General features: G+C 60.7%; 16 protein-coding genes, 1 tRNA gene and 2 pseudogenes. 12 read left to right on the top strand and 7 right to left on the bottom strand.

Annotated features, from left to right (window positions below):
* Positions 1-15: 15 nt before the first annotated feature.
* Positions 16-855, bottom strand: coding sequence for a helix-turn-helix domain-containing protein (locus HU230_RS29765; RefSeq protein WP_176528761.1), 840 nt, complete (start codon positions 853-855; stop codon positions 16-18).
* A gap of 260 nt (positions 856-1115) precedes the next feature.
* Between HU230_RS29765 and HU230_RS29760 the strand changes: the two genes are divergently transcribed.
* Together HU230_RS29760 and HU230_RS29755 are read left to right on the top strand one after the other, a co-directional pair.
* Positions 1116-2636, top strand: coding sequence for a glycosyltransferase family protein (locus tag HU230_RS29760; protein ID WP_224943712.1), 1521 nt, complete (start codon positions 1116-1118; stop codon positions 2634-2636).
* 108 nt (positions 2637-2744) lie between these two features.
* Positions 2745-2818: transfer RNA gene (locus tag HU230_RS29755), tRNA-Gly, on the top strand.
* Positions 2819-2871: 53 nt separating this feature from the next.
* On the opposite strand, the gene HU230_RS29750 is transcribed toward HU230_RS29755, so the two are convergent.
* The 3 genes from HU230_RS29750 to HU230_RS29740 form a co-directional block, all read right to left on the bottom strand.
* Complete coding sequence (locus HU230_RS29750) at positions 2872-3885, bottom strand: tyrosine-type recombinase/integrase (RefSeq protein WP_176534806.1); 1014 nt, start codon at positions 3883-3885, stop codon at positions 2872-2874.
* Between the two features lie 444 nt (positions 3886-4329).
* A complete protein-coding gene (locus HU230_RS29745; protein ID WP_176528763.1) occupies positions 4330-5115 on the bottom strand; it encodes a hypothetical protein in 786 nt (261 codons plus the stop codon).
* A 695-nt stretch (positions 5116-5810) separates the two neighbouring features.
* Positions 5811-6788 carry a hypothetical protein gene (locus HU230_RS29740; protein WP_176528764.1) on the bottom strand — a complete coding sequence of 326 codons (978 nt, stop codon included), beginning with the start codon at positions 6786-6788 and terminating at the stop codon, positions 5811-5813.
* A 166-nt stretch (positions 6789-6954) separates the two neighbouring features.
* Here HU230_RS29740 and istA point away from each other — a divergent pair, with 166 nt between their 5' ends.
* The 4 genes from istA to HU230_RS29720 all read left to right on the top strand — a co-directional run bounded on the left by istA (position 6955) and on the right by HU230_RS29720 (position 11167).
* On the top strand, positions 6955-8454 hold the full coding sequence (istA, locus tag HU230_RS29735; protein WP_166309211.1) for an IS21 family transposase: 1500 nt from the start codon (positions 6955-6957) through the stop codon (positions 8452-8454).
* Positions 8454-9317 carry an IS21-like element helper ATPase IstB gene (gene istB, locus HU230_RS29730; protein ID WP_166107168.1) on the top strand — a complete coding sequence of 288 codons (864 nt, stop codon included), beginning with the start codon at positions 8454-8456 and terminating at the stop codon, positions 9315-9317. Before istA ends, istB begins: the two co-directional genes overlap by 1 nt.
* Before the next feature lie 157 nt (positions 9318-9474).
* Complete coding sequence (locus HU230_RS29725) at positions 9475-9813, top strand: hypothetical protein (protein ID WP_176528765.1); 339 nt, start codon at positions 9475-9477, stop codon at positions 9811-9813.
* Positions 9814-9943: 130 nt separating this feature from the next.
* Positions 9944-11167, top strand: coding sequence for a hypothetical protein (locus tag HU230_RS29720; protein ID WP_176528766.1), 1224 nt, complete (start codon positions 9944-9946; stop codon positions 11165-11167).
* Positions 11168-11172: 5 nt separating this feature from the next.
* On the opposite strand, the gene HU230_RS29715 is transcribed toward HU230_RS29720, so the two are convergent.
* Entirely contained in the window at positions 11173-11556 is a 384-nt protein-coding gene (locus tag HU230_RS29715; protein ID WP_224943709.1) for a hypothetical protein, read from the bottom strand.
* A gap of 902 nt (positions 11557-12458) precedes the next feature.
* A pseudogene (locus HU230_RS29710) lies at positions 12459-12707 on the bottom strand (ATP-binding protein); the annotation flags it as partial.
* Between the two features lie 378 nt (positions 12708-13085).
* On the opposite strand from HU230_RS29710, the gene HU230_RS29705 reads away from it, so the two are divergent.
* Entirely contained in the window at positions 13086-13238 is a 153-nt protein-coding gene (locus tag HU230_RS29705; protein ID WP_224497196.1) for a hypothetical protein, read from the top strand.
* 204 nt (positions 13239-13442) lie between these two features.
* On the opposite strand, the gene HU230_RS29700 is transcribed toward HU230_RS29705, so the two are convergent.
* Positions 13443-14987: an integrase catalytic domain-containing protein gene (locus HU230_RS29700; protein WP_176528767.1), complete on the bottom strand. Its 1545-nt coding sequence runs from the start codon at positions 14985-14987 to the stop codon at positions 13443-13445.
* Between the two features lie 343 nt (positions 14988-15330).
* Here HU230_RS29700 and HU230_RS29695 point away from each other — a divergent pair, with 343 nt between their 5' ends.
* From HU230_RS29695 to HU230_RS29675, 5 genes and pseudogenes are all read left to right on the top strand, one after another.
* Positions 15331-15972, top strand: coding sequence for a hypothetical protein (locus tag HU230_RS29695; protein WP_176528768.1), 642 nt, complete (start codon positions 15331-15333; stop codon positions 15970-15972).
* 484 nt (positions 15973-16456) lie between these two features.
* Positions 16457-16879, top strand: coding sequence for an IS66-like element accessory protein TnpA (gene tnpA / locus HU230_RS44180; protein ID WP_176528769.1), 423 nt, complete (start codon positions 16457-16459; stop codon positions 16877-16879).
* On the top strand, positions 16876-17232 hold the full coding sequence (gene tnpB, locus HU230_RS29685; RefSeq protein WP_176528770.1) for an IS66 family insertion sequence element accessory protein TnpB: 357 nt from the start codon (positions 16876-16878) through the stop codon (positions 17230-17232). Before tnpA ends, tnpB begins: the two co-directional genes overlap by 4 nt.
* Before the next feature lie 50 nt (positions 17233-17282).
* Positions 17283-18825: pseudogene (gene tnpC / locus HU230_RS29680) on the top strand (IS66 family transposase).
* Complete coding sequence (locus tag HU230_RS29675; protein WP_224943706.1) at positions 18822-19466, top strand: UPF0149 family protein; 645 nt, start codon at positions 18822-18824, stop codon at positions 19464-19466. The pseudogene tnpC and the gene HU230_RS29675 overlap by 4 nt, the downstream one beginning before the upstream one ends.
* Positions 19467-19825: the final 359 nt, after the last annotated feature.

The following is a 19825-nucleotide window of genomic DNA, read 5'->3' as shown; positions in this document are numbered from 1 at the left end:
ACCGGAAGAACCTAGCTATTGCAGCGCAAGGCGTTCTTGGAGAATCTTGCGGTCGCCGCGGGAGGCCTGGCGGAACTTCAGCGGCGAGGCACCGGCGGCGCGGTGGAAGCTGCGCACGAAATTGGAGAGATCGCCGAAGCCGACGTCATAGGCGATGTCGGTGACCGGGCTGTCGTCATCCACCAGCCGTCGCGCCGCATGGCGTAGCCGCGAGCGCACGAGATATTGATGCGGGGTCACGCCGAGCACCGCGGAAAACAGCCGCAGGAAATGGAAGGTGCTTAGGCCGGCCTGCTCCGCGGCATCGTCGAGGTCGATCTGATGGTGTGAATTGGCGTCGATCCACAGCGCCGCTTCAACGGCGCGGCGGCGGTCGCGCAGGCCGGCGGTGAGGGGCTTTGCCTTGCGGTCCGACACCAGCTCGACAAGACGGCTGGCGAGGAGGTGGCCGATCTCGTCGAGCCCGACGTCGCTGTTGCCAGCTGCCGCCGTTTGGGCGAGCTCTCCGATCACCATCAATTCGGGCAGCGGCGGCACCGAGCCGACCTGCCAGACCGAGGTGCGGTCGCCGATCGTCTCGACCAGCTCCGGGTCCAGGAAGAACGACAGGCATTCGTCGCCGACCACATGGTCGTGCGTGCAGGTGTATTCGTCGCCGGGGTGGCCGACCAGGATCGAGCCTGCCACCAGCTCATGGAAGCGGCCGCGGCAATGGCAGCCGAAGCTGCCGCTGCGCACATAGGACACCGAGTGGCAGGCGAATTGTTCGACAAACGGTTTGTCGCCGGGCTCCGCCGTGCAGCGAAACTCGTTCACCGTGATGCGATCGCGCTCTAGCAGTGTGGTCCGGGTCATACCCCAGATTTAGGGGTGCGGCCGCGGCGGCGCAACGCCGGCAAGATCACCATTGCCGCCACGCATGATCGCGGCGGTACCCCACGATCGCCTCGATCTCCCCGGGGGGCCGCATCTCGCCCGCATCTGGAATCTTGACGTTCGGTTAAGCATGTCACGGCTGGACTGTGCGGCCCGACGAGCCTCCGGTCACGCATCTTAAAGGCTTTGCCCGCTATCTGGTCGCCGGCATGCTGCTCGAAAAAACGATCGGCGGAACGATGACGAGCACGAGCGCCGAAGCCGCGCCCGGCAGCGCAGGCATGGCCGGGCGCGCGAGCGGGCGTGTTCACCCGCTCTTCGCGTTGCTGCTGCTGGCGTTGGTGTTGCGCCTTGCGGCCGCCGTCTGGCCCAACGTGATCTATCCCGACGAGACCTTTCAGTATCTCGAGCCGGCGTGGCGGATGCTCGGCCATGACGGCATCTTGACGTGGGAATGGCGCGACGGCATTCGCGGCTGGTTCCTGCCGACATTGATGGCCGGGCCGGTTGCCCTCGGCGATGCGATTGCGCCTGGTGGCGCGGGTGCGTTCCTGGTGCCGCGTCTGATCGCCGCATGCGCGTCGCTGTCGATCGTGGTCAGCGCCTGGTTCCTTGGCGCGCGGGTCTCGCGAACCCATGCCGTCGTCACGGCCTTCGCGGCCGCGGTCTGGTTCGAATTGATCATGCTCGCGCCACACACATTGGGCGAGCCGCTGGCGACAGCGCTCATCGTTCCGGCGGCGCTACTGGTCACCGATCATCCGTCACAGCGGCGTCTCGCGATTGGCGGTGCCTTGCTCGCCTTCGCCTTTGTCTGCCGCTTCCAGTTTGCGCCGGCCATCGCCGTGCTGGCCCTCGGGGCGTGCTGGACGCGCTGGCGAAACCCGGTTCCGCTGGTCGCCGGCGGGCTCGTTGCGCTGTTGATTGCGGCCGCGATCGACCTGGCGCATGGCAGCGTGCCGTTCGCCTGGCTGATCGCCAATATCAGGGAAAACCTTGTCCACGATCGCGCCATCGAATTCGGCGTGTCGCCGCCGTCGGCCTATCTGATCGACTTCATGACCGTCTGGTCTGTGGCGATCCTGCTCCCGCTCGCTGCGATCTGGCGCGGCTGGCGGCACGCACCGTTGCTCGCGACCGTAGCGCTGGTCAACCTCGCCTTCCACAGCCTGATCGCGCACAAGGAATACCGCTTCATCTTCCTGTCTGTGGTGCTGTTCACCATCGTCGCGGCGCTGGGATCGGCCGATTGGATACAATGGCTGCGCACGAAGGTTGCGTGGCGTCGCTGGGCATTGCCGATCGTCCTCGGCGGCTGGGCGCTGCTGTCGTTGGCGCTGGCCGGCGCCAGCGAAGATATGCGCGAGTATTGGACGCGCGGCGTCGGTGCTGCGCGGCTCGCGGCTGAGCTGCGCAGCGATCCGCAGATGTGCGGCCTTGCGCTTTACGACGTTCGTTTCCAGCAGTTGCCGGGGCGGGAGCGATTGGTCGGCCCGGTGCCGCTCTATGCGCTGCAGCCCGCCGATCCGCTCGCCGAGCTGATCCTGCCGCCGCTGCTGCTGCGGGCGACCAAGCCGGCCTTCAACCGCATCCTTGCGCGGCCCGAGGCCGCAGGCGATCTACCGGCGGATTTTTCACGGCAAAGCTGTGCCCGCGTCGGCTTTAGCGATGCCTGCATCTATACACGCGGCGGAAGCTGCGACGCATCCGCCGCGACGCCCTTTGTGATCAATGATGTGCTTGTGAGGATGGGCTGGTAGCAGGTGGCGGCGCGGCGATCGGTGTCAATGCACGCTTGATCCTCTGCCTCGGCCCGGGCTATGGTCCGCCGGTCGCACCCGCAGGGGCGACCTCAAGCAATTGAGATCGCGGGCGTAGTTCAATGGTAGAACGGCAGCTTCCCAAGCTGCATACGAGGGTTCGATTCCCTTCGCCCGCTCCAACACTTAGCTGAAGTTCGTAGAACGGTTTTGTCGGTGGTTTTGCAAGTTTTGTTCATTCTTTGGCTTCCAGCTTCTTGATTCTCGCCTTAATCGCCGCGGTACGACCGACGTAGCGGCGGATGATTTTCTCGACTGACTCCTCTTCCCAAGCAAGCGTCTCTGCGATCTCGCGCATGGTGAAGCCGGCGATGTAGAATTTAGTCGCAGCTGTTCCTCGGAGGTCGTTGAAGTGCAGATCTTGTTGCGACATCCCGGCGTCGATCTTCGCTTTGTTAAACGAGCTCCCGAAACCATCGGCCGTCCAGGGCCGGCGTCGGCTGTTGGTCAAAATTGTTGTTGATCGCTTTGGAATCCGAGCAAGGATTTCTCGGAGCGCGCCGTAAAGTGGAATGATCGCTTCGCGACGGTGGCGGCTTTTGCCCGTGGTCAGAATAATGGCATCGTCGCTGATATGTGACCAAGACAGGCGCAAAAGATCGCTCAAGCGCAAACCCGTGTGGCCGGCTAGATCAACGGCAGTCGCGATTTCGTTCGAACACGTATTTTTCAAGCGGGCGATTTCCGCATCAGCCCAGATGATTTCTGATCGATCGTTCTTATAGAGGTGTTCAACGCCTTCGCAGGGATTGCCGGCAATCTTGCCCGTTTTTACGGCATGTGCAGCGACACGGGAAAGCACCTGCATGCCGTAGTCGGCCGTTCGTGGCGTATCGGCCCATTTGTTACGCCAGCGGCGAATTACCGGCCTGATCTTTTCAGGCCTATCGAACTGTGAGATCCGCAGTTCGCCGAAGTATTCGGCTATGCGATCAAGCCAGGTGCCCCACTGGTCTCGCGTGGATTGTGCGAGCTTCCTATAATCGTTGCTTCGCTTGTAATCGCTAACAACAAACCGAAAGCGGCTCTTATCGGGCGCGCGATGGTCCTGAACAGCTTCGTTGTAGGACGCGATAAACTGGGGAGTACCAGGCTCGCCCTTCAGTCGCGGTCCACCGCGCCAAGCGTACCAATAGGTACGCCCCTTTGCCGTAACCTTCGCAATTCCCTTGAGCTCAATTCTCACCATGCTTCGCCTCGAACTCAGCCAACTCTCGATCAAGCTCATCCACTTCCTCGCGAGGCGAGGTTGAAGACTTAGTAACGAGAACGATCCGGCCATTTTTGTCGATTTCGACTCGCTGAACACCCACACCAGCCGCAATCGTCGCCCGCAGCAAGCGAGTGACGTCTTGTTGCTTGAAGGTGCAGGGGCCGCGGCGAGGCATCGATCAGAGCCCCTCTTGCCTATACTTCGATGGAGGCGCGAAGCCGCGACCGCTCTCGAGCGCGGCGGGAGCGCCAGCTGATGCACGTCCTGACGCACAATCAGCGGGTCCGTTGCTTGCCTTGGACCGCGACCCGTCAGCTTTTCGGTTTGCAGTCAGCAAGCGCGACGGCACAAGGGTTGGATGAACGATGTGCTGGCGCGTCATCGTTCCGTGCCCATTCTTGAGTATGCGAAGGTCGAAAGTCATGATGCGCCATTGATCCTTAGAAGCTTGCGCAGTGCTACGCGCAACGTGAGACTGGCGTTGACTGAAAATATCGAAGTTGGACTATCGACAACGCGCTTTATGGCGTCTCTCTCAAATTCGCTGGCGGTCCTTGACTTGAATATGCGCGATTTGCCGGCAAGTGCGGATTTTGGATGAAACTCGCCAGCCGCCCAATCTGGTACGGTTCCAGAACGATCGATCAGTTCGTCCCAAACGGCACCTCGAAAGACAATGATGTCGCTGCCGTCGTCGGTAAGATGACCGTAAACCTGCTGGCTCGCAGCAAAGCCCGAAGCGATAAAATGTCGGTTGATCAATGAGACGTAGAAATCGCCCGGCTGCTTACCGGGATCCTCAGTCGTTGAAAACCAGCTCCATTCTCGTTCGCCATGAGGCGCCTTGTCGACCATGCGCTGGTGGGCGTGCCAAGGATCAATGGAGTCATACAGGAGAGATTCCAGCAGGGTGTTTGCATAGATTAGTTTCCCCGAAACCTGGAGATTGAGGCCACCATGCTCGTGCATTGGGTAGATGAGGGCCGCGCGCTTCAGCATGCGACTGTCGAAAAGGCGCGTGGCAGTCCGCGATTGTGGGACAGCCTGCAGAATACCGAGCTTAAGAAGCTCGCGCTGCGACCGCTCTGAGAGGCCTGTTGCGCGCTGCATATCAGCCGCATTGAAGCGACTGTTGCCGTACCAAACGATTGCCGACTCGGCTCCTTCCATAAGCTCTAGACTACCATATTGACGCTTGTCCGTCAATGACTTTGACGCAGTCGCGTCAAAGAGGCGGTGGTTAATGACGGCTAGGACTAAAGTCTCGTCCGGGTGAGGTCGGCGCCCGAACCCGTGAAATTTCTAAGCCCTCTCGTACCAACGGTTCGAATCTTCCTTGCTCCGCCACGTAGTCTCGTTGGCAAGACCGAGAAGAGATTTCGGCGCGAATTCCGCGACACTGCCGCGGATTTCCGCCCATAAAATGCCGTCAAGGTAACCTCAGAGCCAAAAACCGGACGCGGAAAGGCGAACCCTTGGGACCATTCTCTAAACCGAATGTCCCCGGTGGCTTCGCCAACCGTATTCCGAGTTTGAATCCCACTCTCTCCGCCAGTTTGCCCCGACATTTCGTACCTCGGAACGGAGACAGGCCCGAAAACTCGGCCGTTTTCGTGAATCTTTTCGCCCTGGAGAATGCCGGCCGTACTAAAAACGAGCGACGAATGGGGCTGGAGAACGCGTTTTTCTCCGAATCCTAGAACGTCGGGAATCGGTACAGTACGGCATTCGGCGAAAAACAAGGCCCTCATGGGGGCCGGTTTTGAATCTCTCTCGCTCAAGCAAACCGAGAACTGTCAGAGAGCTGACACGGTCTCCGCCCATCCTCGAACCCTTATCAGTCAGGCTCCGGCAAGCTCCTGGGCAGGCAAGACGTCGGACCTCCGCGATGAGATGGTCCGCTAATAATCGGCCGCAAATTCGCTGTCGTAAAGGCTCTTTGCGTCTTCCGTTGCCCTGACCGCCCGGCGGACGTCCTCCCTAGTAAGATCCAACGCTCGCAGCTTTTCTCCAATCTTTGCGATAGCCTCGACACGACGATAAACGGTAGCGTGATCCTCGGCATACTGTGCCAGCCCCCGCAACTTCGGCAGCGCGTCCGCCAATTGCGGACCGTGGGGGTCTACGATGTCAGCAGCTATTGATCCATCAAATTGATTGGAAAAGAAAATGAAGTCGGGTCGCATGATCATGACCCGCGAGTTAACGGCGTAGGCAATACCGAGCGAGTCCTGACTCGACCGTGAGGGGTTCCGGTACCAGGCTTGAAACCCAGTCCGTGCCATCTCTGCCTTAAGAACCTCAATCTCCCATGTGTTCATTTCGGCTGGAAACTCGCCGTTGTCTCCGCAAAGTAAGTGGCGATCGTAAGTCGGCAGATGAGTTTCGTTACCATCTTGCTCACGAATCGTGGTGGCCTCCATCCACGACTTCGGCTTTGCAAGGTCGATGTCCTCTGGATCTGCGCTCATCTCTTTGATTTGGCGATAAGCTTCCTGCCGTTCATCTGACAAGCTCTTAACTTGGACGCGGTACTTGCTTAGCCATGACTTTGCCAGTTTACTCGCCTCGTCATCGAGATACGTCTTCACATCAGGCACCAAACCGAGCGCTGCAATATCCGCATGCGCCTCAATGAGGGCCTCCTCAACAGAGTCAGCCTCTTTCTTGTCTGCGAGATGTTCCGCGTATGTGCGAGATAGATCGGGGCTTATCACGCGCGAAGCTCGGCGATAGGCGTCCTCAATTACCGTGAAGTCGGCCTCCTCCCAGAAGTCGTTGAAGGACATTCCGCTTCCTTTCAGATCAGCCTTCAGAGTCTTTCCCTCGACGGTTAGCACCGCTTTTCGCGCTAACGTGATCTCGTCGGCGTACCGCATCTGGGCGGCGTCTAGGACCTTATGAAGCTCTGTATGCGCGATCTTACCAGCGTCTGTGTTTCGGCATGGAATAAGGACCCCCGTTTCGGGGTGATCGGCATCCAATCGGGACCCCGGGATAAGGGTCCACAGTGGCTTCCATCGAGTCATGGAAGCCGAGGTTGGGATGCTGGTGGTGGAGACGATTGGTAAGATCCGTCGCGCCTACTTTGTTGATGGTCGTCCGATCAAGGCGATCTGCCGAGAACTTGGCGTATCGCGGAAGGTGGTTCGCAAGGTCATTCGTTCTCAAGCGACGGAGTTCCGGTACGAGCGCGAGACGCAGCCGCTCCCGAAGATGGGTGCCTGGAGTGCCGAGCTTGATCGGTTGCTGGCAGGGAATGAGAGCAAGGCGGCGCGGGAACGGCTGACGCTGATCCGGCTATTCGAGGAACTCCGCGGCCTGGGTTATGCCGGCGGCTATGATGCGGTTCGTCGATACGCCCGACGGTGGACCAAGGAACGCGGCACCTCGACAGCGTCGGCTTATGTGCCGCTGAGCTTTGCACCAGGCGAAGCCTACCAGTTCGACTGGAGCCACGAGGTGGTCCTGCTGAGCGGCACCACGGTGATGGTGAAGGCTGCTCATGTTCGGCTCTGTCACAGTCGCATGCTGTTCGTGCGGGCCTATCCGCGGGAGACGCAGGAGATGGTGTTCGACGCCCACGACCGGGCATTCGCCCTGTTCAAAGGCACCTGCACCCGCGGCATCTACGACAACATGAAGACCGCGGTGGAGACGATCTTTGTCGGTAAAGGCCGTCTCTACAATCGCCGCTTCCTGCAGATGTGCAGCCACTATCTGGTCGATCCGGTCGCCTGTACGCCAGCGTCGGGCTGGGAGAAGGGGCAGGTCGAGAACCAGGTCGGGCTGGTCCGGGAGCGCTTCTTCACGCCGCGGCTGCGGTTCAAAAACCTCGACGAGTTAAACGCCTGGCTGCTCGACAAGTGCATCGCCTACGCCAAGGCTCATCGCCATCCGGAGCTGGTCGATCAGACGATCTGGGACGTGTTCGAAGCCGAACGCCCCAAACTCGTTCCCTATGCCGGCCGCTTCGACGGCTTCCATGCGGTGACAGCATCGGTCTCGAAGACCTGCCTGGTGCGCTTCGACAACAACAAGTACTCGGTCGCAGCCAGTGCAGTCGGACGACCGGTCGAGGTTCAAGCCTATGCCGATCGCATCGTGATCCGTCAGGATGGACGTATCGTTGCCGAGCACCCGCGATCCTTTGGCCGCGGCGATACCGTCTACGACCCCTGGCATTATGTGCCGGTGCTCGCCCGCAAACCCGGCGCCTTGCGCAACGGTGCTCCCTTCAAAGACTGGGTGCTGCCGGCCGCGATCGAGCGGATCCGGCGCAAGCTGGCCAGCACCGACGATGGCAATCGGCAGATGGTCGACATCCTCACCGCGGTGCTGACTGACGGTCTGTCCGCGGTGGAAGCGGCTTGTGCCGAAGCGCTCAGTCACAGCGTCCATTCCGCCGATGTCGTTCTCAATATCCTGGCCCGTCAACGTGAACCCGCCCCACCGGCCAACATCATGACGCCGGCCGCACTGACGCTCCGTCATGCACCGATCGCCGATTGTGCCCGCTACGACAACCTCCGGAGGACCATCTGATGGAACGAACCCAAATCTTCGACCTCATGGGCGAACTTAAGCTCTACGGCATGAAGGCTGCCTTCGACGAGATCATGGCAACTGCCGTCAAGCGCCAGCACGAGCCTCAACGCATTGTCGGCGACCTGCTCAACGCCGAGATCAACGAGAAGCAAGCCAGGTCGATCAAATACCAGCTCACCATTGCCAAGCTGCCGCTCGCCAAGGACATCGCCGACTTCCAGTTCGACGGCACGCCGATCAATCAGACTCTCGTCAATGATCTCGCTGGCGGCGGCTTCATCGCCCAACAACGCAACGTCGTGCTGGTTGGCGGCACCGGTACAGGCAAAACCCACCTGGCCATTGCCATCGCCAGAAGTTGCATCCGCGATGGCGCCAGAGGACGCTTCTACAACGTAGTCGACCTCGTCAACCGGCTCGAGACCGAGACCCGCAACGGTCGGCAGGGACGGCTCGCCGAGCATCTGACCCGCATGGACTTCATCGTTCTCGACGAGCTGGGCTATCTGCCGTTCGCGCAATCCGGCGGTCAGCTCCTGTTCCATCTCATCAGCCGGCTCTACGAGCGCACCTCCATCATTGTCACCACCAATCTTGCGTTCGGCGAATGGCCCAGTGTGTTCGGTGATGCCAAAATGACCACCGCGCTACTCGACCGATTGACCCATCACTGCGACATCGTCGAGACCGGCAACGACAGCTGGCGATTCAAAAGCCGCGACGATGTTCAAACAACCCGCGCTCGCGCCGTCTCCGCAACCCCGACCAGCTCCGACGACCCGAGCGCTACCAGCAGAGCACGCCGATCAAAGGGGTCCCTTTTGGATGCCGATAGGGGGTCCCAGTCGAACGCCGATTGACAACCACCGCTCAAACGACTGCTGAGTGATGCCTGAGAGGCGGCCTGGACAAACTGTCTGTGAATAGCTAGGAACATCGAAGAATTCTGTTAGTTAATCCTTGACTCGTTCGTGTTAACTTGGAATCACCGCTCACTGTTGATTCGCGAGCAAAGCCATGAAGACCCTAGGTTACATTGCCTTGTCGGGTGCGTTCGTTGGCGTGGTGGCGGCTCTGGGGACAAGCTTCATCATCCTCACAGCTGGCTTGGCTATCGCTGCCATCTCTCTTGTATTTGCTTACAAATTTATTCGCGCGGACAAGATCGAACTGCGCAAGAGCCAGACCAGAACCGACGACGTTAGGTCCGTGCTTCTCGGTCGCGCCAAGACTCGGGATGACTGGATACCCGACGCTCGCGTGCAGGGCGGAATGATTTTCAATAAGAGGGCCAATCGGCTCGAAATTACTGGCAAGCTTTCAAACGACACTCTTGACCGCGTCTTCAGATCCTGACCTCAACGATCCCACTGACGTAGATCAATTCGCAGGTTGGATACCCACTGCGAACGGACGTCTTTCATTCCGCCATATTGGCGAGACGCGACACCCGACGCCGTCCAAATACGCAAATGTTGCGACCACCTTGGACCGCTACATCCTTGTTTATCAGCGACGTGATCTAAGCGACTCGGTGTTTCGCACGATTACGGATCGCATTTGTCGAAGAAGCGGTGATTTTTGGTTTGCGCTCGTGGCAAAGAGTGCGGCTGCACCAGACAACGTAGATGGCAATTTATCCGGAACCATATTTGTATTTAAATCGAAAGAGGACTGGCGGACTGGACCGCAAGAAAAGGTTCGAACAGCAATTAATGAGATGAACGCGGCCCGACTATCCCTCGCCTCGGATCGAGATCGAGTGATTGAAGAGTCGCTTGTATATGGCCGTAAGGCCTTGGCAGACTCCGCCGACGTCTGGATCAACTTCGTCCTGGAAAGGAATGGCGAGTTACGGGTTGATAGACCTGCATTTAGCGATGACGACTTGGCCTATGCTTCGCGAGCCTTCGCAACCCAAGAAGGGCATGACTTCGACAAGTGGATTGCTGACCAGGGCTATTTCTTCTTGCGTGACATCGCCCACCAGCATCAGCATCACGATCATGCCGTTGATACGATCCTCATACTGCAACGGAAAGATGCCGCTGATGTCTCCTGGCGCCGGAATCTGCTGTTCTCTCTACAGTTCTATATTATCAGTAATCGTCGCAGCAGAGACCCGAGGGCCCTCATTCAAGCGAAAGGCATACTTGCGTATTTTGAATCTTTCCTCGGCATTTGCCGCAGTCGGCTCGAAGCTCGGTTCGATCAAATACCCCGCTTCGAGATAGAAGCCCTTCGGAATTCCCTCGACGCCAGCATCGAAGAGCGCGCCTTAGAGCAATCAATCCAGGCCGGGCGCTCAGCAAAAACAAGCAACTTCCGAGTCACCGTGTTGGCTGTTCTAGCTCCGACACTGGCTCTGATTGGAGTGGCACTTCAACCTCACATCGGCGGCGCGGAAAATCTCAAGGAATTTCCTGCACTCAATCACACGGCTTGGTTCATTTCGAGTTACGCAGTGGAGATACTGGCAATCACGGTGTTGCTTGCGACGTCAGCGATGGCGATTCAGTTTGCAGTAGGATCTCTTGCACGGCGTGGCAGCTACTCGCGACAGCTGCTTGCATTCGGCATTGCAAACCAACGAGGCGCATTTTTTGCCTCGCTGCTCATCGCTCTAGTGAGCGCGGGAGCAGGGATGTACTTCGGCCGAGCCTCATTGATGGAGCTGCTCGAACTCTTCGAAGGACTGTTCGGCCGATAGGGTGCTTACACCCAGTGCTCATCTGGAATTTCGCGCGGGAACACATGGATGATCGGCCCACCCGACACGATTCGAACGTGACCTTCTATTTGGGAAGCAACTCCGCCTCTATTTAAAGCGTGGAGTTCCATAACATTCGATGAGCGAAATCGAGCCGAGGAAGCCTGCGCCTGGCGCTTCGGTCTTTCCTCAGTCTCAAGCAGCGGGCGAGGCGGCAGCGTCAGTCGATAAAGAGAGGCCGCAGATTTAATGCGGCCTCTGTCTTCACCACCAATGGCGGTGATGATGCCGCCAACCGTAGTGATGGCCCCGGTGCCAGCCATAGTGGCGACCGTGGCCCCAACCGTAGTGATGGCCGCGACCACCGTGATGGCCCCACCCGTGTCCATGGCCGCCTCTGACCTGGATAATTCCATCGTCTGTGCTACCCAGCGTATGTGGCGTTGCCATCGGCATGGCCGATGCCGGCAAAATTGGCGTGAGCGAAAAAGCACAGCCAATAAATGCGATTGCGAGAAGCCGTTTCATCTTATGAGTCTCCACCCTTCTTGACTAATAACCCGACAGATTATCAGTTGGGTGTTGGAATGCCCGCTGAACGGAGCGTTCACCTCCGGTTCACGGCCGCTGCGTCCGGAGCCAAGCAGAGCGCGGCGCACTCTTGCGATGGCGTCGACCAAGAGCCTGATGACAACATTCATGGAACGTCGTTCGGATCGGGTGGTTGGTTGGCGGGGCTCACTCTGGAGGACAAAATGAAGCGCACAATCATCGCACTTTCCGCAGCATGCCTGATGGCTTCGAGCACCGCCGTTTTTGCACAAGGCGTCTCGAGCAAATCTCCCGGTCATGAGATGCAAGACAGGGGCTCCAAGAAGGGAAGCCCTGGCGCCTCAGGCTATGCGCCTGGACAGGAAATGCAGGCAAGAGGCTCGAAGGCTGGCAGCCCCGGCGCCTCGGGATACGCTCCTGGTCAGACGACAGGGGCCAACACGGGCATGAAGTCGGGCGGCTCGACCAGGTCCAAGTAGCCGGCTTGCGGGTCTTCCCAGCATTCGGCTGGGACGACCCGCGTCATCTCGGCCTTGGGCCGCGCGGCGCGGTGGCAAAGTTTAGACCTAGAACCTTGGCTCTGAGCCGTACTGCTGATTCGCTGCGGCTCATCTCGACGGCGATCTCGACAGCATAGCGGCCTTCCGTGATGAGCTTATGCAGAAGGTCGTCTTCAGCGGGATCCCAGGGGCGGTTCTTTGGCATCGTGATGCAAATCAGTCTGTAAGGCCAATTCGTGTCAATCGGCGTTCGACTGGGACCCCCTATCGGCATCCAAAAGGGACCCCTTTGATCGGCGTGCTCTGCTGGTAGCGCTCGGGTCGTCGGAGCTGGTCGGGGTTGCGGAGACGGCGCGAGCGCGGGTTGTTTGAACATCGTCGCGGCTTTTGAATCGCCAGCTGTCGTTGCCGGTCTCGACGATGTCGCAGTGATGGGTCAATCGGTCGAGTAGCGCGGTGGTCATTTTGGCATCGCCGAACACGGCAGAGTACCCCTATTCTTGAACGGGTCGTGTCTCACGTCACGATCACTGACCCGCATCATTTCCTATTTGGGCACCGGCTTGAGGTGCTGAAGGAGCGGTCGGGACGCGGTCCCGCCTACGTTGTTGTCGCGCTGCCGGACGGACGGCGGCGGGGGGTTCGGATCGCGTCGACGGATCTTACCGAGACGTCGATCGCTTTCCGCCCGAACGCGGCCGACCTGCCGCGCATCAGTGTACGGACGCTGATCCCATTGATGCAACATTTGAGCGCGAGTCTGAGCCTTCTCGACGAGAAGGTGATTCGCGATGACCCACCGACCGCTCCCAGGTCGCGTTGCGTATCGACCCCTGCCAACGTTGGCAAATCCATCCGGCCGTCCGATGGCCGACATTCCGCGCCTCTGGCCGAATCTGTCGACCGCGACGCAAACCCAGATTGCTCAAACGATCGCCGCGCTGATGCGGCGAATGCAAGCGATCCCCGGCACGCCCGGAAGGGGACTGGGTCGTGCTGATCAGCTCGACCGTCGCTGACGAGCGGCTCACGACGGCTCACCGAGCCAAGTTGGCCTATGTCTACGTGCGGCAGTCATCCGTGAACCAGGTGCGCCAGCATCAGGAGAGCACCGAGCTGCAGTACCGCCTTGTCGATCGCGCCATCGGTCTGGGCTGGCCGCCCGAGCGCGTCTGTCATTCGGCCTGCAATATTGCCCCCCCGTATTGCCGCATCTGCGAACGTTACCCTGATGGCGCCATTGCCGATGACGATCCGATGTCGATTGATCGGCCGCGCCAGGTGACTTTCCCGGCTTGCTCGACGAGAGGGGCTGTGGGCGGGTCGGGCCCTAAATAGCCCGAGCCGTCCACAACCCCGGGCAATGGGGCAGCGGTCGTGGCGTCGCCGAACGGACCCTGGGCGACCAACTGTTCGGCAGCCCTCCGTCTGAGCGCCCTCAGCAGACGCTGCACAATCGAATGCTGTCTCTTCCCGAACTCCTCGGGGTATTTCTCGCTCAGCCGGCCGACAATTGCGAGCGCCGTCAGCTGCGGCTGCTCTGCGAGCCAACCTTCGATCGCAGCAATATGCGGGTCGAGCTTGGACGGCATGCGAACTCTGGTCTTATAGGGCCGACGAGTTCGCCGGTGCGTGGCACGCGGCTCGCCGACCGTCACCGTCTTGCCGAGCGTCTTCGCGAACGTCGCCGCGGTCGCTGGCAGGGTGCTAGTGTGAGCGGGTTGCAGGCCGCGCGCCTGTCCGGCACGACGATCGACGCGATTGCCGAGTTCCTCTTGGGTTACGCGAATCTCCGCCAACAGCGCGACCGGATCGAGCGAGCGATACTGATCGCGTAGCCGTTTCTTCACGGCCGCGGTCACCTTGGGATGCGCCAATGCACGCTCATAGGGCGTCGACGGGGGATGATAGCGCTTGATCACTTTAGCCCCTTCGCGACGTTTCTCCTTCAGCTTGAACGACGGCTGGAAGAAGTTGACGTAGAGCCGTGCCGCCGCATAGAGGCGGCCCATCACACGCACCGTCTCGACGCCATCGAAGCGGCCATAGCCCATGAGGCGGCGGACGACGGCACCATTCTTCTGTTCGACGAACGCCTGATCGTTCTTCTTGTAGGCGCGCGAGCGAGTGACTTCGAGCTTCTGTTCGCGACACCATGGCACGACGACATCGTTCATGAAGGCGCTGTCGTTGTCGAAGTCCACGCCGCGCAACAGCCAGGGGAACAGGCTCTGTGCGCTGTTGATCGCCTCGACGACCAGCGAACCTTCCCGCGTCAGCAACGGCAGGCACTCCGTCCAGCCGGTGGCGACATCGACCATCGTCAGGGTTTGGATGAACGAGCCAGCCACCGACGTGCCGCCATGGGCGACCATGTCGACCTCGCAGAAGCCGGGCACCGGGCTGTTCCAGTCATTGAACGTGCGGATCGGGACCTCGCGCCGGATTGCCGAATAGAAGCCGGCACGGCGCCGCCTGCCGCCGCTCGCCACGAGCTTCACATCGACGAGCAGGCGGTCAATGGTAGCGGCACTGATCGCCAGAACACGATCACGGTCCGCCTGCCCAAGCTGCAATCGGCCATGTTGCTCGAGAGCTGGCAGCAAGGTCGGGATCATCACCTTGAGCCGCTTGCCGCACACCCGATCCGACGCCTCCCACAGCGCCGTCATCGCGTCCTTGACCGTCGCGCCATATCTACGCTTGCGCTCTCGCGGCGCCTCGACCTTGCGGGGCCCAACCGTCGCGCGTGGCCGAAGTGCACGCACCGCATGCTTGCGATGCCAGCCTGTCGTCGCGCATAGCGCGTCGAGGATGCGTCCCTTCTCCGCCCGTCCGCCCGTCCGGCCGATCGGTAACGCTCCATCACCGCCGACACCACTTCGCGCCGCGCGCCCATGCTGATCTTTCCCGCCATAGAGGCCACCGAACCGATTCGGTGGCGCCGACCCAGTCATCGGCGAGAAGTTGTCCAGTAACATTCTCGATGAGGCAATGCGGGGTCAAATTTGCAGGCCGATTGACAGATAGCCAAAGTCGGCGCCGGCGCTACGAAGCGCGACTGGAGTGCCACTTGGCGAAATTGGATCATTGCAGCCGCGGAGCGCATCTATGCCCGTCCTTCCTATCCCGCTTCCCAACGTTCGCAAACTGGATCAGATGCCGTCTTGGCCGGAATGGGTCGACTTGCGCGTGCGATCGATGAAAGACGAGTGTCAACGATCGTTGGTGGACGGGAAATACAGGACCCTGCCGACGCTCCCCGTCAACTTGGTTTTGACCCGAGATCAGAGAGAGGTGATTGAGCGTTATGTCTGCGACGTGAATGCCCTCTTTCAGCAGACGCCGGCTCAGCATGAAGATTGGGTGCGGGCTACGCTGGCAAAGATCACAGTGCTGCTCATGGGCCAATTTCGCAATGCGCGGCTCACGGCTGTAGAGGCCGAAATAGCCGGGAAGCATTATCTTCTGGCCCTTAGGGACGTGCCGTCATGGGCAGTCGAAATTGCGATCGATAGCTGGAGCGGCGGTTTCTGCGGTAACGATGAACACGGCGAACCGTACGATTGCGCATGGCGGCCCGTTCCCTTCGTGCTGAAGAAGCTTGCTATCAATGTGACCTTCCCCCTGTACAAGCAAACCCGAACGCTACACCGGCTTCTTGCGGCAGAGCCGATTGTCGAGTTCAGCGAGGAACACCGCGCCAGCATGAGAGCTAGGGTCGCCGGCCTGTTACCATCGGCGCGCGCTTAATTCGTTTGTTGAGTTCGTATGCGCTGGTCGGTTAACGGCGGCGGCGCGTATTGATCGCCTACCGTGGGATGCAGCCAAAGCAATGCCCGGCCTCGAGCGTGAGGGCGGCTGCCGGCGAGATGATGATCGCCGCAAGTAGACGCGACCTGTGTGGCACCATCGCATGCACGGGGTCCGATAGCGACGGGCCTGGCTCCGCCGAGCATGATCGCTGAGGACATGGGAAGCATCTCGGCGCGATTAGCGCTGGGATTGCTCGCCTATGTCCTCCGCAACAAACCTTCACCACCGAACATTCGAGGGCTTCGCCGTCGGTGAAAGATGCGGACGCGACGGTGGCCGTAGGGCTGAGGCGTTAGGCTGTTATCGCGGGAGCGGTTGTGGTCTGTTTAACAGATAGCGGTACGACAACCCCACCTCGTTTAAGTGGACGGGATGAGCGAGACTCGCGCGTGGATTTGACAACGCGAGGGACGCTCGTTCCATGCATCAAGACAGACATCAAGACAGGCATGATGCCGCCTCCTATCAACGGATCGAGGTGATCACAGGGGAAAGGCGACGGCGCAGTTGGAGCGATGCGGAGAAGGCGCGGATCGTGGCCGAGAGCGCCGATCCGGAGACGAGCATTTCCGAGGTGGCTCGACGCAACGGGGTGAACCGGGGACTGCTCAGTGTGTGGCGGCGCCAGGCGCGGCTCGCGTCGAGCGAAGCGCCGCAGTTCGTGCAAGTCAGGCTCGACGCCGCCGTCGAGGCGCAGCCGAACGCGATCGATAAGGCGCATGTTCTGACGGGGCCGGCCGAGCGGATCGAGGTGATGATCGCGGGCGCGACGGTGCGCGTGCCTGTCCGCGTCGACACTGCGACGCTGGAGCGCGTGCTGGCGGCGGTGAGATCGACGCGATGATCTCTTTCGGTCCAATGGTCCGTGTGTTCGTCGCGACGCAGCCGATTGACTTTCGTAAAGGCGTTCATGGCCTTGTCGCGCTGGTAGCGGAGGGATTGGGCGGCAAGCCCTACAGCGGTGACGTTTATGTCTTCCGATCGAAGCGATCGGATCGTTTGAAGTTACTGGTTTTTGACGGCTCGGGAATGGTTCTAGCGACGAAGTGGCTGGAGAATGGGGGCTTCGCCTGGCCACCTGTTCACGAGGGTACGATGCCGGTAACGGGGGCGCAACTGGCGATGCTGATTGAAGGTCTTGCGGAGTGGTCGCGTGTGGTCCCCAAGGTGACGAAGCGGCCGACGAAGGTTGCCTGACGCGTCTTGTTTTGCTGGCGATTGTGAGTGTGTTCGTGTAGCTCTGCGATATGGCGCTTCGCCCCGAAGATCTCCCCTGTGACCCTGCAGCTCTTGCCGAGATGGTGTTGGCTTTCGAAGGCGAGAACGATGATCTGCGCGCAGAGATCGCCACGTTGAAGAGCCTGATCTTCGGCGCACGATCGGAGCGCTCGGCGATCGTCTGCGCCGAACAGATCGCGTTTGATCTGGAACCGACCGCCGGCTCACAGCTCCCGGCCAATGACGACAAACCGGACGCGCCGAGACCGAAGCGGCGCAAAGCGAGGCGCAACATCGGCGCACTGCCGGCGCATCTGCCCCGGATCGAGCGGGTGATCGAGCCGGCGTCCACGCGGTGCCCGTGCTGCACGGGTCAGATGCATCGGATCGGCGAGGAGAGCAGCGAAGCGCTCGATCGGGTGGCTGCGTGTGCTCCGCACGATCCGTCCAAAATACGCCTGCCGCTCCTGTGAGGGCGCGATTGTCCAGGCCCCGGCACCGGCGCGGCTCGTCGAGGGCGGCATGGCGACGACGGCGCTGATCGCGCATATCGCCGCGGCCAAATATGCCTGGCAATCGACGCTCTACCGCCAGACGCAGATCCTGGCGGGTCAGGGTGTCGTCGTCGACCGTCAGACGCTGGCGCGCTGGATGGGGAGCGCGGCGTGGCTGGTCAGGGGCCTCTACGATCTGCAACTGAAGACTATGCACGGCTTCGAGCGGCTGTTCTGCGACGAGACGCCGATGCCAGTGCTCGATCCGGGACGCGGCCGCACGAGGATCTGCCAGTTCTGGGCGCACGCGACGGACGATCGGGCGTGGAAGGGGCCGGCGCCGCCGGCGGTCGCCTACGTGTTCGCAGGTGGTCGCGGCAAGAAGGAGATCGTGGCGCAGTTGGCCGGCTTCGAAGGCGTGCTGCAAGTCGACGGCTATGCCGCCTACGCCTCGCTGGCGGGCGATGCGAAGATGTCGGGCCAGATCCAGCTGGCGTATTGTCTCGTTCACGCGCGCCGCAACTTCGTGAGGGTGCACAAGACGACGAACTCACCCTTCGCCGCGGAGGTCATCGAGCGCATTGCGGCCGTCTACGCGATCGAGGAGAGGATCCGCGGTCTCGACGCCGGGGAACGCCGCGCGACGCGACAGGCCGAGACGAAGCCGCTGATGGAAGCGTTGAGGATCCGTCTGATCGCGGTGAAGGACGGGATCTCCCGCCGCTCGACGCTCATCAAGGCGATCGACTACATGCTCGAACGCTGGCAGGGCCTGACGGCGTTCCTGGATGACGGGCGGCTCGAGCCGGACACCAACACGGTCGAGCGATCGATCAGGCCCATTGCGATCGGAAAAAAGAACTCGTTGTTCAGTGGTGACGAAGGCGGGGGCGAGACTTGGGCGATACTCGCTTCGCTTCTTAACACAGCGAAATTGAATGGTCTCGACCCCGAGGCGTATCTCATCGACGTTCTCGATCGCATGGTGAGCGGCGCCACGAAGACCAACCAGCTGCACGAACTTCTGGCCTGGAACTGGAAGGCCGCACGCGAAGCCGAAAAGCGGGCCGTGGCATGACGAAGCCGAAGCAACGGCGAGGAAAACGGGCCAAGACGACGATGGCGGACTATGCCATGTCGTTCGAACGGCTCGGGCAATGGATCAGCGAGCGCGCCAGGTCGCCGACGCTTCGGCATCCGCGGGCGACGTCGCTCTCCATGCTCGACGGCGCGGTGGCCGCGGTCGTTGCCGGGCCGGTCTCGATGGCGTCCGAGGAATGGGTGTGCCCGCTCCTCGGCGTAGATCCCGACGCCTTCAATCACGACACCGAGGAGTTCTCGGCGATCGCCGCCACGCTGATGCGCCACAACGCAATCAGCGAGACGCTGTCGACGGGACCGGAGAGCTTCGAGCCGCTGTTCGTGCGATCACCGGACGGCGAAGTCGACCCGCAGCCCTGGTGCATGGGCTTCTACGCCGTCATGAAGCTTCGGCTTCTCGTCTGGTCGCGGCTTCTCTCCCCGAACGGAACCGAACACCTTATGCTGCGGCCGATCTTGGTCCATTGCATCGACGACGCCGGTCGGCCCTTGCTACCCCCGGCCCGGCACACGCTGGGAACGCTGCCCGTCGCTCAAAACGTCCGGCGCGACATTCCCGTAGCCGTTGAGGCCCTGCGGCAGTTCTGGATGCCTATACGCTTCAAGCGCGGTGCGTAGGCCGTCCGCGCCAAGTCGTGGCCCTCTCGCACCGTTACGTTTAACAGGGGGGGTGGGTCAAAAGTCTACGAGTTGCTCTCGTCGACCGGTCCCCAAGGTTCACACGCAAAATGTTCGGAAATAAAAACAAAAAGCCCACTTGGCCTAACGACTCATTTGCGCCGACTGAGGTGGAACGAGGGGTGGGGGGTGGTCAATTCCTCAGGGACCCTCATGCTTAGGGACCGGTCCACGGACACGCTCGGCTGGCTCGGCGTGAAGTATTTTGCCTGGGCTGCTGGTCCCGCTAGGCAGAGAGTTTGCAAACTTCAAGTGAATGGCAGCGGTTGAAGCATCGCCCGTCATTTACACTTGGGCGC

The organism is Bradyrhizobium quebecense (assembly GCF_013373795.3).
In the GTDB taxonomy this organism is placed as follows: Bacteria; Pseudomonadota; Alphaproteobacteria; order Rhizobiales; family Xanthobacteraceae; genus Bradyrhizobium; species Bradyrhizobium quebecense.
This window is presented reverse-complemented; position numbering and strand designations above follow the sequence as displayed.